1 protein-coding gene and 1 pseudogene are annotated in these 19,659 nt (G+C 42.1%); both read left to right on the top strand.

Annotated elements, in window-relative coordinates:
• Nucleotides 1-13 precede the first annotated feature (13 nt).
• Nucleotides 14-13,864: a mucin-binding protein gene (locus DTK66_RS06695; protein WP_225209029.1), complete on the top strand. Its 13,851-nt coding sequence runs from the start codon at nucleotides 14-16 to the stop codon at nucleotides 13,862-13,864.
• A 687-nt stretch (nucleotides 13,865-14,551) separates the two neighbouring features.
• Nucleotides 14,552-19,659, top strand: a pseudogene (locus DTK66_RS11210) (mucin-binding protein); the annotation flags it as partial.

Below are 19,659 nucleotides of genomic sequence, written 5' to 3'. Positions count from 1 at the left end.
TGGCAGTTTGTTGATGACGGTTGGTCAAAACTCTGGCACAAGTAAGCAATATATTACTAATGGCGTTATTGCGGGTTCCCATTATCAAGGTGGAACTTATGATATGGTAACTAGTGACTATGCTACCTCATCTAAATTAACCGCAACAGACAGAGCCAATCTTAATAAAGCAGGTCTTAGTGAAGTTCAAAGAATTGATGTTAAGGGTGCTAATGGCTCAGTAGTTAATAGTGGTGCTACCTTTACTATTTATCAAGGAGCTAAAACTTTAGTCGATAATTGGAATAAAGATAATCCTGGAGATTGGCAAAGTGTTGGTGGCGATGTTCCAGGTTTTGTTAAGCAGCACTTATGGTATGTGGATGCTACTACTGGTGAAAAATTAGCAGAAAAAGAAACTGATCAAGTTTTATCTACTACTAATTATGATGCTAGCAATGCCGCTCCATCAACGATTACTGTTGGTAGCAAGACATATAAGTTAGTAGTTCGTAATGCAGATGGAGTTTATGACAGTAGCGACTTAAAGAAGGATAGTGTCTTAGCAACTAATAATGGCGTTGATATTAAAGCTTCTGATCTTTTAGGTGTTAAACTCAAAGGTAATCTTTCTAATAGCGGAAGAGTAGGAGATATTAGCATCACTAATACTGTTCACGGTGGTATCGGAAATGTCTTTATTGCTCAGCGAGTTAAGCAAGATGGTACTGTCGATTTAAATGTTTACACACCTGAAATGGATGATAGTAATGGTAAGTGGACATTTAAGTTAACGCAAAGTCGTTACGGCGGTGTAAATCCAGTTTCTAAAACTAATGTAGCACCTAAAACAGCTACAAGTGGTGATACCTTACAATGGTACAATTCAAATAATGCCTCAGCTGCAGATTTGATCTTTCTTTATGTACCAGAAGAAGGTAACGAACAAAAGGCAAAAATCACTTTCGTTAATGATGATACAGGAGCAACTTTAAGTCCTGCTCAAGATGTTACAGGTCAAAGTGGTGATACGATTGCTTTCTCCAATGCCTCATCTACAGTAACTAGTCTTGAAAAGACTTATGTTTATAACGGTACTACTGGTACTGATGTAACTAATGGTTCAGCTTCAGATGGCTTTACTAACGTTAAGTTCCCAGTTTACGATTCTGATGATAGTACAACGCAAACCTTCGTTGTTCACTTCAAGAATAAGACGCCAGATACGCCAACTTATCATCAAGGTAAAGAAGAATCAGTTACTGTTCACCGTACAATTAATTACTATGACAAGGTAACTGGTGAAAAGATTCCAAGTAATGTAATTTCAACTAACCCATACAGTGATACTCCAATTACTTTCACTCGTACTCAAGTATTAGATGCTAATGGTGCAGTTGCGGGTTACGGAACGATTAACGCTGACGGTAAAGGTTTCAAGAGCCAAGATTGGCACACTTCTTTGGGTGAAGTTGGAAGCTCTAGCTTTGATGCTCATAAATCCCCTGATTTATCTGCATACAACTACACTGCTCCAGAATTTAGAGATGGTACTAGCGCAAGCGTTGTTCAAAGGGATGAGATAACCCCAACTTCTAAAGACCTCGTTTACGACGTTTACTACGGTCACCAAACTCAAGCAGTTACAACTAAGCAAGATGTAACTCGGCGTTTCCACTATATCTTTACAGATGGAACTACTCCAGAAAGCCACTTAACGCCACAAGCTGACCAAACTGTAAGCTTTACTGGAACTGCTACTAAGGACTTAGTAACTGGCAAAACTGGTGATACTGTTTGGACTCCTGCAAGTGGCACTTTAGCTCAAGTTGCTGGTCAACCAGTAGTTGGCTACCACATTACTGGAAACGTAAATGCAAATGCTGATGGTAGTGCTAATGCTGTTACTGTAAATCCAACTTCTGGTGACATCGACGTAACGGTTGTTTACACTCCAGATGCTAAGACCCCAGATACTCCACAAAAAGCTCAGGTTACTATTTACGACAAGACTGCAAATAAGCAATTATCTACTTTTGACAATAATAATGGTATCAAGGGTAGTGCAATTAGCTTTGATGGTGAGCCACAAACTCTTCAAGCTTACTTAAATTCAGGCTACGTCTTTGATAGTGCAACTGATGCTAATGGCAACTCAATTGGGACGGCATCAAACATTAACTTTGGTAACTTTGACAGTATTGATGGCAATGTTCAAAGCTTTAACATTTACTTAGTTCACGGTACTGATACTAAGACCGAGACGGCTACTACTAATGCTCACGTTCACTATGTTGTAGCAGGTAATGAAGCTAACAAGCCAGCTGCTCCAGCAGATAGTCCAACGCAAACAATCAATTGGACTAAAACTAACACTACTGACAAGGTAACTGGTGCTACTACTGAAGGAACTTGGACTCCAGACAAGAGCGGCTTTACTAGTGTAACTTCACCTAACCTTACTAATTACACGCCAGACCAAGCCGTGGCTAACTTTACTACTCCACAACCAAATCGTGATCAAGTAGTAACAGTTGTTTATAATCCAAACCCAGAAGTTGCTCAAAAGGCTGACTTGATTGTTTACGATAAGACTGATAACAACAAGCAACTTAACAACTTTGACAACAGCGGCAAGGCTGGTACTCAAATTTCATTCAGCGGTGCGGCAAATTACGTGGCTGACTTGATTGCTAAGGGTTACAAGATTGACAGCTTTGTTAATGACCAAAATGTAACTTCGAACCCAAGTTCATACGGTCAAATCACTTACGATAACTTCGACAATAATGCTGCAAGTGACCAACACTTCAAGTTGTACTTAGTTCACGATACTGAAAACGCAACTCAAACTAAGAATACAACTTCAACTGTTCACTATGTTGTTTCAGATGGTAAAACAACTCCACCTGCAGACCACACTGAAACGATTACTTGGACTCAACCTGGTACTAAGGACAAGGTAACTGGTACATTTACCCCAACTGGCAACTGGACTACTCCAGATCACTACACTGATGTGCCAACGCCAAATCTGGAAGGCTACACTCCAGACAGAAGCAATGTTCCTGCACCAACTCCAGATCCAAATACAAATCCTAATACCACGGTTACTTACAATCCTAAGACGCCAGAAGCACCAACTTACACTGGTACTGAAGAAACCCGTGATGTAACTCGTACTATTAATTACTATGACAAGGTAACTGGTGCCAAGATTCCGAGCGATTTAATTGCTGGTAACCCAACTACTCAAACGGTAACTTTGAAGCGTACGCATGTTGTATCTTCAACTGGTCAAGATATGGGTTACGGTACTATTTCTAATGATGGTAAGACCTTCACTAAGTCTGCTGGTGACGGCTGGAATACTGGTTCATGGGATCAAGTAGTTTCACCAGATTTACAAAATGCTGGCTACACTGCTCCTGACCTTGCCCAAGCAGATCAAGTAAATGTAACTTCTGCCACTAAGGATGCGGTAGTTAATGTTTACTACGGTCACGCAACTGTTCTGGTAACTCCAGACAAGCCACAAAACCCTGGCGACAAGATCAACCCTAATGACCCACGGAATAACCCACCAGCTTACCCAGATGGTTTAACTAAGGCTGACTTACAACAATCAGTAACGCGGACCATTAACTACAAGGGAATCAACGAAAACGGTCAAACTGTTGACGTTAACGGTGCCCCAGACGGTCAGAATACTTACACACAAACAGTTAACTTTGAACGTCATGCTGTTGTTGATAAGGTAACCGGCCAGGTTCTTGGCTACGACACTAACGCTGATACTACTACTCCAGTGGTAACAACTACTGATGAAAACCGTGCTTGGATGCCTGCTAGCCAAAACATGGACTCAGTTGCTTCTAAGGATCCTAGTGCAGTCGGTTACGACAACGTTGACATTAAGACTGTTGGTAGCATGACAGTTTACCCAGGTCAAAAGGTTAACGACGTAACGGTAACTTACACTAAGAACAAGACGCCAGAAGTTACGCAAAAGGCAACCCTTGAAATCATTGATAACAATGATGCTAATGCACCTAAGCAATTAGCTTCATTCGGTAACGAAGGTAAGAGTGAAGATCAAATTACTTTCGCTAACTCAAATGAAATCCTTCAAAGCTACTTGAACCAAGGTTACAAGGTTCAAAAGACCGCTGGTAACCTTAGTGGGGATGCGCAAAGTGGTTACACTTACCCAACTTACGGTAATACTGCTCAAGACTTTAAGATCTACTTAATTCACGACACTAAAGACGTGACTGAAACTGCTAAGGCAACTGCTCAAGTTCACTATGAAGTAGCTGATCACGGTGTAGCTGCACCAGCAGATAGTGATCTTCAAACTATTACTTACACTAGAACTAACACAGTTGATAAGGTAACCGGTCAAGTAACTAAGGAAGGTACTTGGAAGACTGATAAGGATGCATTTAGCAATGTAGTTTCACCAGACCTTTCTAAAGATGGTTATACTCCAAGTCTTGAAACTGTTCAGTTTAATACTCCAGAACGTAATGTAAACCAACGCGTAACTGTTGTTTACAACCGTTCAGCTCAAGCGGCTGATTTACAAATTATTGATGATAATGATCCGCAAAACCAACGTGTATTAGCAACTTACTCCGCAGGTGGCGAATCAGGTAAGCAAATTAGCTTCGATGGTTCAAACGATCAACTTCAATCTTACTTGAACCATGGTTACACCTTTGAAAAATCTGAAGGTCAAGGTATGAGCGGGGATGCAACTGACGGCTTCACTTATCCAAGCTTTGACAATGATTCTAAGACTAACCAAAGTTTCAAGATTTACTTGAAGCACGCAACTGGTGACAAGACCGAAACTGCTACTACTACTGCTCATGTTCACTACATCATGGCAGATGGTACTAAGGCTCCAGATGATAGTGAAACTCAAACTATTAACTGGACTAGAAATAACACAGTTGATCAAGTAACTGGTGCAATTGTAAAGGAAGGTACTTGGAAGACAGACAAGGATACATTCACCGATGTTGATTCACCAGAAGTAACTGGTTACACTCCAGGTACTAAGACTGTAAAATTTACTACTCCAGAACGTGGTGTCAACCAAGTCGTAAATGTTGTTTACACTAAGGATGCCCCAACTCCAGACCAACAAAATGCGTTAGTTGTTTACCAAGACGTAAATGATCCTGCTCATCCTGTTGATTTAGGACAAAGTGATCAATTAACTGGTCAAGCAGGGGATGCAATTAATTACAGTACTGCCGATAAGATTGCAGAATATGAAAAACAAGGCTACGTATTAGTAACAAACGGTTTCGATCCAAATGGTACTAAGCCAAGCTTTGACAATGTTAACGACAATACTCAAACCTTCTACGTAACCTTTAAGCATGGCATCCAACCAGTAAACCCAACTACTCCAGGAACTCCGGGCGACAAGATTAACCCTAACGATCCAAACCCAGAAGGTCCTAAGTATCCATCTGGTACTACTAAGGAAAACTTAACTGAAGAAGTAACCCGTACCGTAACTTACGAAGGTGCTGGTGATCAAACTCCAAGTCCAGTAAAGACTACGCTTAACTTCCAAGGTTCAGGTTACTTAGACAAGGTAACTGGTAAATGGACTGATGCCAATGGTAAGGAATTAGCAGACCAAACGAAGGGCATTACTTGGACAATCGTTGATGGTACCAAGGATAATGGTAGCTTTGACTTAGTACCAACTAAGCACATCGATGGTTACACTTCCCAAGTTGTAACTGCTGGTGCTGATGATGGTAACGGCAATGTTAAGAGCTACACTGGCATTAACCACAGCAGTCAAGATATCAATGTTGTCGTTAAGTACAGCCCAGTAGTTGCTGAAAAGGGTAACTTAATCGTTAAGTTCCACGATGATACTGATAATAAGGACTTGAGCGGTGTTGGTACTGATACTGGTTCACAAGATGTTGGTACAAATGTAACTTACAGTCCAAACACTGATTTGACTAACCTTGAGAACAAGGGTTACGTTTACGTATCAACTGATGGCAATATCCCTGCTTCAATCGTTAAGGGTACAACTACTGTAACCATTCACGTAAAGCACGGTACTCAACCAGTAAACCCATCAACTCCAGGTAAGCCAGATCAACCAATCAATCCTAATGATCTAGATCCAAACGGCCCTAAGTACCCAACTGGAACTGACAAGGCTTCAATCGACAAGACCATCACACGGACAATTCACTACGAAGGCGCTGATCAATACACTCCTAGTGATGTTGAGCAACCAGTACACTTTACGGCAAGCGGTGTTCTTGACAAGGTAACTGGCGAATGGACTACTCCACTTACTTGGTCATCTGAAACTGAAACATTCGGCCAAAAGAATAGCCCAGAAATTCCAGGTTACCACGTAGTAAGTGTTGACAAGGACAGTAAAGATGGCAAGAACGTTGATAGTGCAACGATCGGTCATGATGGTGCAGACTACACTGTCACTGTTAAGTACGCTAAGGATGAAGCTCCAACTCCAGAAACGACAACTGGTAAGGTAGTTTACATTGATGACACTACTGGTCAAAGTTTGAAGACTGATCCTCTTAACGGTAACGTCAATGCCAACATTGATTACACGACTCAAGACAAGATCAGCACTTACGAAAATGAAGGTTACAAGTTAGTTTCTAACAACTTCACTGATGGTAAGGAAACATTTAATGTGGACGCTTCAAAGAATAACTTCGAAGTACACTTGGTTCACACTTACGTTCCAGTAACGCCAGAAAACCCAGGTACTCCAGGTGACAAGATCAACCCTAACGATCCACGTCCTGAAGACAAGCAACCTAAGTACCCAACTGGCACTACTAAGGATGATCTCGAAAAGACCATCACTCGTACCATTCAATACAAGGGTGCAGGTGAATACACTCCTGAATCTGTACAGCAACCAGTACACTTCACGGCAAGTGGTGAAATCGACCGTGTAACTGGTAAATGGAGCAAGCAACTTACTTGGTCACCTGATCAAACATTTGGTGCTAAGACTACGCCGAAGATTCCGGGCTACCATGTAGTCAGCATTGATCGAGACGCTAACGGTAATGATGTTGCTGCTACACCAATTGCTCACACTGGTTCGGATTACACAGTAACGGTAACTTATGCTCCAGACGAAAAGCCACAAGCTGAAAATGCTAAGTTGCACATCATTGATATCAACGATGGTAACAAGGAAATTGGTACTTTCGCTGATCAAGGCGATGATAATGCTGCCATCAACTTCAATGGTGCAAATACGACGGTTGATTCATTGATTAAGGCCGGTTACAAGGTTAACAGCATCAAGCACACTGAAAAGAGCGGTGTTGTAACCGATGGTGGCGAAGGTGCTGACTACGATACTATTTCAAGTCAATGGAAGTTTGACGATCAACCAGGATTTGACCAAGACTTCTACGTTTACCTTGAACATGATTACACGCCAATCAACCCAGAAAATGCTTACGGCAGAACTGATTTGACTAGAACTGTAACTGAAACTGTTCACTACGTAGACGAAGCTACTAACAAGCCAGTCGCAACTGACTACACCAACACTCTTACGTTTAAGGCTCAAGGTAAGGTCGACAAGGTAACTGGTAAGATGCTCGCAATTAAGAGTGTTGAAAATGGTCAGATTACTTATGACTACAATGTAAACAATGAAAAGGACATCAGCACCGCTAAGGACAGCGACTTCGTATGGTCAAACCCAACAACTCTTGCTAAGGTAACTTCACCTACAATTGGTGGTTACGCTATTGATGCTGCTAAGACCACGCCAAGTGACTTAGCTGATGGCAACGACATTAAGGAAATCACTAATGTTGCTTACAACCACGGCAATGTTGAAGCTACTGTTTACTACAAGGCAAACCCTGTTGAAAGCCACAAGGCTGGTTTGACAATTTACGCAAATGGTAAATCTGTCGGTACTGCAAGCATAACTGGTGAAAAGGGCACGGCAATTAACTTCGGTCAAGCAAGTGAAATTGTTGCTGCTTATCTTAACAACGGCTACAAGTTCGACCATGCTCAAGACGTAACCAACAACAAGGAAATGATTGGTAAGTCATACAGCGAATTGAACTTCGGTAACTTTGCAAACGAAAACAACAGTAACCAAGAATTCGCTATCTACTTGACTAAGGATGTAACGCCAGCTAAGACCCAACAAAATGCTCAATTAGTAATCCAAGACGTAACTCCAGGTCAAGAAATGCAATTGGGTAGCTACACGCAACCAGGTCTTGAAGGTGACGCAATTAGCTTCAATGATGCTGCACAACGTATTCAAGACTTGTTAGGTAAGGGCTACGTTTGGGATGGCGCAACTTACAACGGTGCTAACTTAAGTGCTACTGATTACGCCGGTATCCAATTCGGTAACTACGACAACACTGATGACAAGAGTGGTATCAGTCAAAAGTGGGTAATCAACTTAGTTCACGGTACTACGCCAGTAAACCCTGACCATCCAGATGATAAGGACGGTTACACTAAGGATTACTTAGACCGTACAATTACTCGTGACGTAAATTACGTTGACGAACAAGGCAAGGAAATGTCAGGCTTAACTCCTGAACATCAAGAAACTAAGTTCCAAGGTTCAGGTTACTTAGACAACGTAACTGGCAAATGGGTAACTGTTGAAAACGGTAAGATCACTGGTTTAGCTCAAGGCCTAACTTGGACTCCAGATAAGGATCAAAGCTTCAAGGCAATCGATGCTAAGACTGCAGAAGGTTACCACGTAGTTTCTGTAACTGGTAGCGGAATTTCAGGCTTCACTGTTGATACCAAGACTGGTGCTGTAACTGCTCAAACAGTAAGCAAGGATACGCCAAGTTCAAAGATCACAGTTGTTTATGCCAAGACTCCAGTAACTCCAGTACCAGCCAATGGTTCAATCACTTATATCGATGACACCACAGGCAACACTCTTGAAAGTGCAACCTTCGGCGGTAGTGTCGGTGATAAGATCAACTACACGACGGCTGACAGAATTACTAACTACACCAACAAGGGTTACAAGCTTGTATCAAACAACTTCACTGATGGTAACGAAACCTTCAAGCAAGGTGAGAACAAGTTTGAAGTTCACTTTACTCATGTAACTGATACTAAGGATGTAACGAAGACTGTAACTCGTGACGTAACTTACGTATACGAAGACGGCAGTCAAGCAGATACTCCAGTAAACCAAAAGGTAAACTTCACAGGTAAGACAACTACTGATAAGGTAACTGGTGCAACTAAGACAACTTGGGACAACGAAAACCAAGACTTCGGTGCAACTAAGTCAATCGACACTACAAACTACAACATTGTTCGGGTAAGTGAAAGCAACACTAATGCAAGTGTTGATATGACTAACGGTGTCGTAGCTAAGGAAGGCGTAACTCCAACTAGTTCAAATAGTACAGTAGTAATTACTTTAGCTAAGAAACCTGTAACCCCAACACCTATCGAAAAGGGTAGCTTAACTGTTATCTTCCACGATGATACTGAAGGTCATGACATTTCAGGCTACGGTACTCAAACTGGTAACGAAAATGTTGGTACTGATGTAACTTACAAGTCAGATAGCGATTTGACTAAGCTTGAAGACAAGGGGTATGTATATGTTTCAACTGACGGTACGATTCCAGATAAGATTACTAAGGGTAACACGGTCGTAACCATTCACGTTAAGCATGGTACTCGTCCTGTAACTCCAGAAAATCCGGCTGACCCAGATAAGCCAGTTGATCCAACTAAGCCAAATACACCAACACCAAGCAACCCTAACTTGGCTAAGACTGACCTTGAGAAGACCATTACTCGGACGGTTAAATACCAATACGCTGATGGTACTTCAGCCCACGCTGATGCAGTACAAACTGTAAACTTCAAGGGTCAAGGAACAATTGACTTAGTAACTGGTAATTTGGTTAACGTTGATAAAGGTGGCAACATTATTGATCAACGTGGCAAGATCACTTGGGATCATGAAGCACAAAACTTTGATACTGTAGCAGCAATCGATCATACCGGTTACTATGTATCAAATATCACGGAAACTGGTACGATTGCTAAGGTTGATGGGACGGCAGTTGCTAGTGAGACTGTAAATCCAAATAGTCAAAATAGTACGATTGTTATTACTTTGACCAAGTCGCCAGAAACACCGGTAGCTGCTCAAGGCTCAATTGTTTACATCGATGACACTACTGGTCAAGAACTTGAAAATGCAACCTTTGGCGGTAATGTCGGTGACAAGATCAACTACACGACGGCTGACAGAATTACTAACTACACCAACAAGGGTTATGACCTAGTATCAAACAACTTCAACGATGGCAATGAAACCTTCAAGCAAGGCGATAACAAGTTTGAAGTTCACTTGGTACATGCAACGACCCCAATTACCCCTGAAAACCCAGGTAAGCCAGGTCAAGAAGTTCCAAATCCCAAGGACCCAACGAACCCACACAAGATTCCTGACAACTTTGTACCACAAGACTTAACTAAGACTGTAACGCGTGATGTAACATACGTTTACGAAGATGGTAGTCAAGCTGCTACACCGGTACATCAAACATTTACCTTTAACGGTAATGGAGTTGTTGATCTTGTAACTGGTCAATTGGTAACAGTTGAAAACGGCAAGATCACTGGTGCAGGTCACATTACTTGGAACGCTGAAAACCACAACTTTGATGCAACTAAGTCAATCGACACTACGAACTACAACATTGTTCGCGTAAGTGAAAATAACACTAATGCGAATGTTGATATGACTAACGGTGTGGTAGCTGGTGAAACCATTACCCCAGCTAGTCAAAACAGTACGGTAGTAATTACTTTGGCTAAGAAGCCAGTAACGCCAACGCCTGTTCAAAAGGGTACGGTAGTCGTTAACTATGTTGATCAAACAACTGGTAAGACCCTTGAAACTCGGACTTCAACTGGTAATGAAGGTTCTAATGTAAACTACAGTACAAAGGACACAATCACTAAGTACACTAACCAAGGTTACAAGCTTGTGAGTGATGGCTACCCAACAGGTACTGTAACTTACACGAATGGTACTGTAACTTACGAAGTTGACTTTGTTCACGATACTGTTCCGGTAAACCCAGATCAGCCAGGGCCAAAGACGCCTAACATGCCAATTAATCCAAATGATCCAGATGGTCCTAAGTACCCAGATGGCACACAGCCAGCACAATTAACTAAGACTATTACACGGACGATTAATTACGTTGGTGATGGCCTCAACATTCCATCGATTGAAAAGAGTCTTACATTTACCGCCAATGGTGTTCTTGACAAGGTAACTGGTCAATGGGTAACTGTTGATCAAGACGGCAAGATTACTGGTAATGCAAATGGTATGACTTGGACAGTCAAGGGTGGCAACACTGATGAAGGTTCATTTGATGAAGTAGCCGGACCACAAACTGATGGTTACCACATTACTAACATTGCTGCTTCAAACGAAGACCTCGGTGACATTAACAGTACTACGGGTGCGGTTGCTGGTAAGACAATTAACCATACTAGTGGCAATATTGTAATTACCATTAACTACGCTAAGAACCCAGTAACACCAACGCCAACTCCAGCCGACCAAACAGTTGTTGGTAAGCAAATCGTTCACTACGTTGATGGTGATAACAACAACGCTAAGTTACGTGATGATAATACTAATGACACATTCGTCTTTACGAAGTCTGGCAAGACTGGCACTTGGAATGCTGATAGTCACAAGTACGCTAATGCTAATGCCCCAGTAATTGACGGTTACGTTGCAGAACAAAAGACATACGAAGGTCAAACTGCAACGCCGGGTGATGCAGATAAGGAAATTACCATTGTTTACCACAAGATCGGTAAGATTATCCCAGTTGATCCATCTGGCAACCCAATTCCGGATGCACCAACACCTGGATACCACAATGATCCAACTGATCCAACAAAGGTAACGCCAAACGAACCTACGCCAGACGTTCCTGGCTGGACAACTAATGTGCCAAACGTAACTCCAGATACACCAACTGGTGATACTAAGGTACCTTACACCAAGCCAACGCCAACCCAAGACAAAGGTTCAATTACAATTACCGTTCATGATGTAACTGACAATACTGACTTACCAGAATATGGCAAGACCAGTGGTAGTCAAAATGTCGGAACTGGATTCAGTTATGACAAGACTGGTACGTTTACTTCACTCACTAACAAGGGTTACAAGATTGTTAACTCAGATGTAACGATCCCAACTGAAATTACGAAGGGTGATCAAAACATCGTAATCTACGTTGAACATACAACAACACCGATTACCCCTGAAAACCCAGGTAAGCCAGGTCAACCAATCAACCCTAATGACCCAACTGGTCCACAATACCCAGCTGGATCTGATCAAGTAACGAAGAATGTAACGCGGACAATTACCTATGTTGATAACAATGGTAATCAACTCCACGACCCAGTTGAACAGACTGCGCACTTTACTGGTACCGGCGTCATTGACAATGTTACTGGTAAGTGGGTAACACAAATTACTTGGACTGGTAACGGTGACTTAAGTGGTCAAAACACACCAGTAGTTGACGGTTACCATGTAACAAACGTTAGTCGGGATAAGGATGGTAACAATGTTGCTAAGGTTACAGTCAACCACGGCGACAGTGATTACACAGTTGTTGTAACCTACACGCCAAATGGTAAGATTGTGCCAGTTGATCCAAATGGTAACCCAATTCCAGATGTACCAACTCCACAATACCCAACTGACCCTAATGACCCAGCTAAGGTAACGCCAAATGAACCAGTACCAACTGTTCCGGGTTATACTCCAGAAGTTCCAACGGTAACACCTGATAAGCCGGGCGAAGATACTCCAGTGGTTTACACTCCAGTAACACCAGCTACAGTTCAAGGTAAGGTAACTTACATTGATGACACTACTGGTAAGACGATTACGACTGATAACTTCAGTGGTAAAGTCGGTGACAAGATTAGCTACACAACAGCTGATAAGATTGCTGGCTTTGAAAGCAAGGGTTACGAACTTGTATCCAATGACTTTAAGGATGGTAATGAAAACTTCACTGATGGCGACAATAACTTCACTGTTCACTTGAAGCACAGCGAACAAACCTTTACTCCTCAAACTCCACACGGTGGCGATGATGAAAATGGTAAGTACGCTACGCAAAAGAAGACGACCTTTACTGTTCACTATGTTGGTGCGGGTGATAAGAACCCTGCTGACCATGTTGAAACAGTTCAATGGCACCGTCACGTTTCAGTTGATGGCGTAACTGGCGAAATCATTAGTACAACCCCATGGACGACTGATGACAGCTACAGTGATGTTAATACGCCAGTAGTTAACGGTTACCAAGCTGACAAGGATGTAGTTAACGCTCCACAACCAGATCCAAATAAGGATACCGTTGAAACAGTTATCTACACACCTGCTTCTACACCGGTAACTCCTGAGCAACCTGCAACTCCAGGTAACCCTGGAGGTAATGACGGTGAAACTCCTAATAAGGTAACACCAACTACTCCAGCAACTCCTGGTGACAATGATGGTGAGAATGGCAACAAGGTAACTCCACAAACGCCACAACAACCAGTAACACCAGCTGAAAGTACACCAGTTGCTCCTACAGAGACACAAACGCCTGCAATGAAGCAAACTGCTGCACAACAACCAGCTGCTAAGTCTGAAGCTAAGAAGTTACCACAAACTGGTAATGAAGCAAACAAGAGTGCCGAAGTTCTCGGACTTGCTGCTCTTGGTTTGACGGGCCTCGTTGGCTTAGGAAAGAAGCGTCGCAAAGAAGATTAATAAAATTTATGTTCGGACAGACAACTAATGATGCAACAAGTTGAGTTAATTGCTATGGCTTAACACGATGCAATGGAAGGCATGACTTAACTGATTCATCGCAAGCAACTTGCTGCATTAAGAAAAAGCTCTACAGTTTCGGCTGTAGGGCTTTTTTGCATAGTGACTTATCAGCATTTAATTTAAATGCCTTGTTATAATAATATTAATAATTTTATGGCTGCATCTAAAGTTGTATAACCATTCTATTGATTAGAAATTTTCAGTTTTAATCAAATATAACGATGAAGAAAATTTATATTTAGCGAATGGATAGTTAATTTTTGGCTAAACCAATCTAGGTATTGACAATTTAATAACCTTAAATGCTTGTTTTATAAGGACTTGATGCAGATGGAAGAATGGGCTAGTTGGATTTTAAAATAAAAAAATATATATGGGTATAAATGAAAAGTTTTTCATGTGTTTTAAACTTTTTTAAGGAAAATAGTATAATATCTTCACTTCTCAATTATTGACTTATCAAGGTTTAACGTATTTTGCGGTTAGCAAATGATAACCAAATGCGGTGTGAGCTTATTGCCTTTTAAAATTAAACCTTTATATTAGATAGTGACAACAAGTTATGGGAGCTCTTAATTACACATAACAATTTACTTATCCATTGATTAAGGGGGATAAACGATAATGCTTTCTCGCAAAAATTTACAAGAACAAATAAAGAAAAATGAACCCAAAGAGCAACGGTTTGCTATCAAAAAATTAACTGTTGGGGTTGCTTCGGTCCTTTTAGGGGTTACCTTTGCTGGGACTGCTTCTGCCGATACTACTGATGCAAATTCTGCTTCTGGGTCTGCTAGCGATGGCGCTGAACAAACTGACCATAACTTAGTCGTTTCATCAGCAAATACTGCCACGATGAAGCAAGCTACAGCAGCCAATGCGGCCAAAGATGTGCAAGCAGAAGCTGTCAATCCTGCCGGCAACGTTGAAACACCAGTTGCGAGCGGGTATGAAGCGACGGTTAATAGTGCAGTTTCAGCTGCAATGAGCAGTAATGCATCCGCAACGGCTAATACGGCAAGCACTGCTGCTAATCAGCACTCAGCTGTTACTACAAGTAGTGCAACGTCATCGCCAATAAGTGCTGCGTCAGATATTGCGCAAGCTCCTAAAACCGAAACGTTTGTCCCGACAACAACTCCTGCCGCAGCTAATGCAATCAGTGTCCAAAATTTAGCGACACAAAAGACTGCTTCATCAACAGCAGCCAATGAAAATGTTAACCAAGTTTATAAAGTTAGCGTTAAGGCAGTCGATGTTACAACGGGCGCTACACCAGTAACATACTCCGCTTCATTTAACTATAACTTTAGAAATAATGGTATTTTCACTGAAGAAGGGAAAACAGGTACTACCCTTTACTCATTTGGGATGCCGCCAATTGGTTATAAATTATTAAATCCTGATATCCTGGCAGAAAACTTCATCATGGATGGCAACATGGGTAAAATCAAGGATAAAGATGTCGATATTACCCTCGAGTATGCACCGATTTCGCCGATCCTTGTACGTTACGTTGATGAAGATAGCGGTGAAGTGCTCTCAACTTCATCTGTTGGTGCTAATACATCTACAACTGCTAGTTATGCCTATCTTCATGGTGATAAGACTAATGTTGCAACTTCAAAGTTTGTGTTGCGGGCAATTGATATTCCTGGTTACCAATTAGACGACCAGCCAACTTTTGAAGATACTTATAATAATGTTCAATCAAAGGGTAATCTTAACTACCAGATCCACACCTTCAAGTATAAGAAGATTATGGATAATCCTAACCCGAAGGACAGTCATAAGGGATCAGGTGCCCAATATGGAGAATACTTTGGTCCGGAATGGAGTACGATTGATCCTAATGATATGTTTACTGTTTCCGGTGTTCAAGGCTTGACTTATGAACATGATAATGGTGACATTGAAGCGAAAATGAATAACCTGATCGCAAAGTATAACAACAAAGGCTACACCTACATGGGGACCTTTAACTATCATAAAAATACCGATTACTATAACTGGAATGAAGCTCAAACGGCAATTAACTTGATTCCTAATAAGCCTGTGACGGTTAAATTTATTGATGAACAGGGTAATAAGTTAGCAGATAGCGAAACAATTGCGTTTAATGTTAATAATCCAGATCAAACTAACGGTGGAATTAACGAAGCTAAGAATTGGTACTCTGCTGGGGAATGGCATGCTACGCCTAAGACGTTTGATGGTTACACTTTACGGACAACTTACGGTGCTGACCATGGTCAATTTACACCATATAACTATATTGTGACCTTTGAATATGCGAAGGATGCAACTGCTCAAGTTAAGTACATTGACGATGTGACCGGGAAGCAATTAAAGGCTGATGATTTAACTGGTTACGTGGGCGATGAAATTGATTATTCAACGAAGGATTCTATCGCAAATTACGAGGAGCAAGGCTATACATTAGTGAGTGATGGGTTCAAGCCTGGCACTAAGTATGCTGATGGGTCAAATGTATTTGAAGTGCACTTTAATCATGGCCAATCACCAGTAAATCCGCAACATCCTGACAAGAATGTTGATCCAACATCCTACATAAAGGATGTTAAGGCAACCGTTCACTATGTTGGTGCTGAAGCTAAAACACCTGCGGACAATGTGCAAACATCTCAATGGTCGCGGACTTTGACTATTGATAATGTTACTCATGAACTTGTTCAAGATGGTCAATATGATACTGAGTGGTCAATTGTGCCAGGACAAAAGACCGCTTATGATCAAGTTGATACGCCAGTGATTGATGGTTTCCATGCAGATAAGGCTAATGTACCGGCAACAGCTGTTACTCAAGATGATATCGAAACAACTGTAACTTACGCGCCAAACGGTAAGATTGTGCCAGTTGACCCATCAGGTAAGCCGATTCCTGATGCGCCAACTCCACAGTATCCAACAGAACCAACTGATCCAACAACGGTAACACCAAACGAACCAGTTCCTGATATTCCAGGATAGGTACCAAGTCAGCCAACGGTAACGCCAACTGACCCTGGTGAGGATACGCCCGTTGTTTACAACCAAGTTCAAAAGGCAGATTTAACAATTGTTGACCAAGATAATGATAATAAGCAAATCGTTGTTAAGGGAGTAACAACTAAGTTTAACGCGGATGGAACCGTGGATACTAAGATTAGCTTTAATGGCTATACGGATTCGATTAATGCGCTCGAAAGTATGGGCTACGAATACGTTGGTTCGGATTTTGATATTAACCAGACTTTTGACGATGATGCTAATACTGACCAACACTTCACGATCACGATGAAGCATGGAACGGCACCAGTTAACCCTGATCATCCAGGCGCGGGTTATCGCAAGACTGATCTTCAAAAAGATATTACACGGACAATTAATTACGTAAATGCTCAAGATGGTCAACAGGTAGCTGAACCAGTAAAGCAAACCGTTAACTTTACCGCTGATGGTACAGTTGACAAGGTAACTGGTAAGTTAGTCACAGTTACTGACGGCAAGATTACTGGTCCCGGTGAATTGACTTGGACACCAGCACAAGAAGTCCAAGCTGTCCAATCACCAGCGATTGAGGGGATGCATGTTATCTCCGTTAGTCGGGATGCAGATGGTTCTAATGTTAAGGAAATTGCATTGAATCATGACGATAGTAATTATGATGTGACTGTTAAATATGAAGCGAACGGGACTGTTAACAAGAATGAACAAAACATTCCAGCATCACAAACTATCAAGTTTGTTGATGAAAATGGTAACACGCTCCGTGAAAACAACGTTCAAACTAGTGAATTTACGCGGACGCCAGATGTTGTTGATGCTGTAACTGGTAAAACAATTACTGCAGGTTCGTGGAATGAAACTAGCCACAAATTTGGGACAATTAATGTTCCCGTAATTGATGGCTACGTTGCGACAGTTAAGACTGCTGGTGGATTAACAGCAACTATTGATAATCCCAACGTTGTGACTGAAGTTGTTTATCACCAAATTCAAAAAGCGGACTTAACAATCATTGACCAGGATAACGGCAATAAGCAAATCGTTGTTAAGGGTGTAACAACTAAGTTTAATGCTGATGGAATTGAAAACGATAAGATCAGCTTTAGCGGTTATGGCGAATCAATTAATGCTCTTGAAAATATGGGCTATGAGTATGTTGGTTCTGACTTTGATGTTAACCAAATTTTTGATGATGATGCTAATACTGACCAACACTTCACAATTACCATGAAGCACGGTACCACGACCTTTGAACCAGACAAGCCAGGTACGCCGGGTGAACCAATCAACCCTAACTACCCAGACGGGCCAAAGGTAACCAATGAAGACGTTGACTACCTCAAGGATGTTAAGTTTACGGTTCACTACGTTGGCGCTGGTAATAACAACCCAGCCGATAACGTGCAAAACGCTCGCTGGACGCGGACCATTACTGTCGACAACGTTACTGGCAATATCATTAGCTCAACTGAATGGGTAAGCAACAAGGATAGCTACGACAACGTTAAGACTCCGGTTGTTAATGGCTACCATGCAGACCGGACGCAAGTTGACGGCCAGCAGGTAACGATGGACGACCAAGAAGCAACGGTAACTTATGCACCAAACGGTAAGATTATCCCAGTTGATCCTGAGGGCAACCCAATTCCAAATGTACCTAACCCGCAATATCCAACTGATCCAACGGATCCATCAAAGGTAACACCAAACGAACCGGTACCAACAATTCCTGGCTACACGCCACAAGTACCAACGGTTACCCCAACTGATCCAGGTGTTGATACGCCAGTTAAGTACATTCCAGATACCGTAAATCCAAAGCCGGCTGATGATCAAAAGGCCATTGTTAACTACATTGACCAAGATGAGAACAACAAGGTAATTGCGACATCTGGCAGCTTAGTTGGTAAGCCGGGCGAAAAGATCGACTACAGTACCGCAGCAACGATCAAGGAACTTGAAGCTCAAGGGTACGAATTAGTAACCGATGGCTTCCCAGCCAACGCAACGTTTGACGACAATTCAGACGTTAACCAAGTCTTCACAGTCGTCTTGAAGCACGGTCATGCTCCCGTCGGTCCAAACAACCCACATGAACCAGGAACACCAGTTAACCCTGATGAACCAAACGGTCCAAAGTGGCCAGCAAAGGACAACTACACGAAGGACTACACATCGACCGTTCACTTCGTGGATAACCACGGGAACAAGATGCGTGATGATAATGTTCAAACTTCAACATGGACCCGGACATTGATCATTGATAAGGTTACTGGCGAAATCCTTAACCCTAATGAAAACTGGACTTCTGATAAGGACAGCTACAGCGAAGTTAAGGTATCGGTAATTAACGGTTACGTTGCGGACAAGGCTAATGTACCAGCCAAGGAAGCAGTTCAACGTAATATTGAAGATACCGTAACCTACACCAAGGTTGGTAACATTGTTCCGGTTGATCCAAACGGCAACCCAATTCCAAATGTACCAGTTGTGCCATACACTAATGATCCAACAGACCCAACCAAGGTTGTACCAAACGAACCAGTACCAACAATTCCAGGAATGACACCAAACGTTACGACAGTAACGCCGGATCATCCAACAGTTGATACGCCGGTTGTCTACACGACGCCAACACCGGTAACGCCAGAAACGCCAGCTAAGCCAGAAGTTCCAGCAACTCCTGCTCAACCAGCAGCTCCGGCTGCACCAGCGGCTAAGAC

Source organism: Limosilactobacillus walteri, from assembly GCF_014830205.1.
In the GTDB taxonomy this organism is placed as follows: Bacteria; Bacillota; Bacilli; order Lactobacillales; family Lactobacillaceae; genus Limosilactobacillus; species Limosilactobacillus walteri.
Note: the sequence above shows the minus strand (reverse complement) of the source record. Positions and strands in the feature narration are given on the sequence as shown.

Bases quoted from the DNA above. Each gene is read 5' to 3' on its own strand.
- DTK66_RS06695 (WP_225209029.1), top strand. From the start codon at position 14: ATGACGGTTGGTCAAAACTCTGGCACAAGTAAGCAATATATTACTAAT.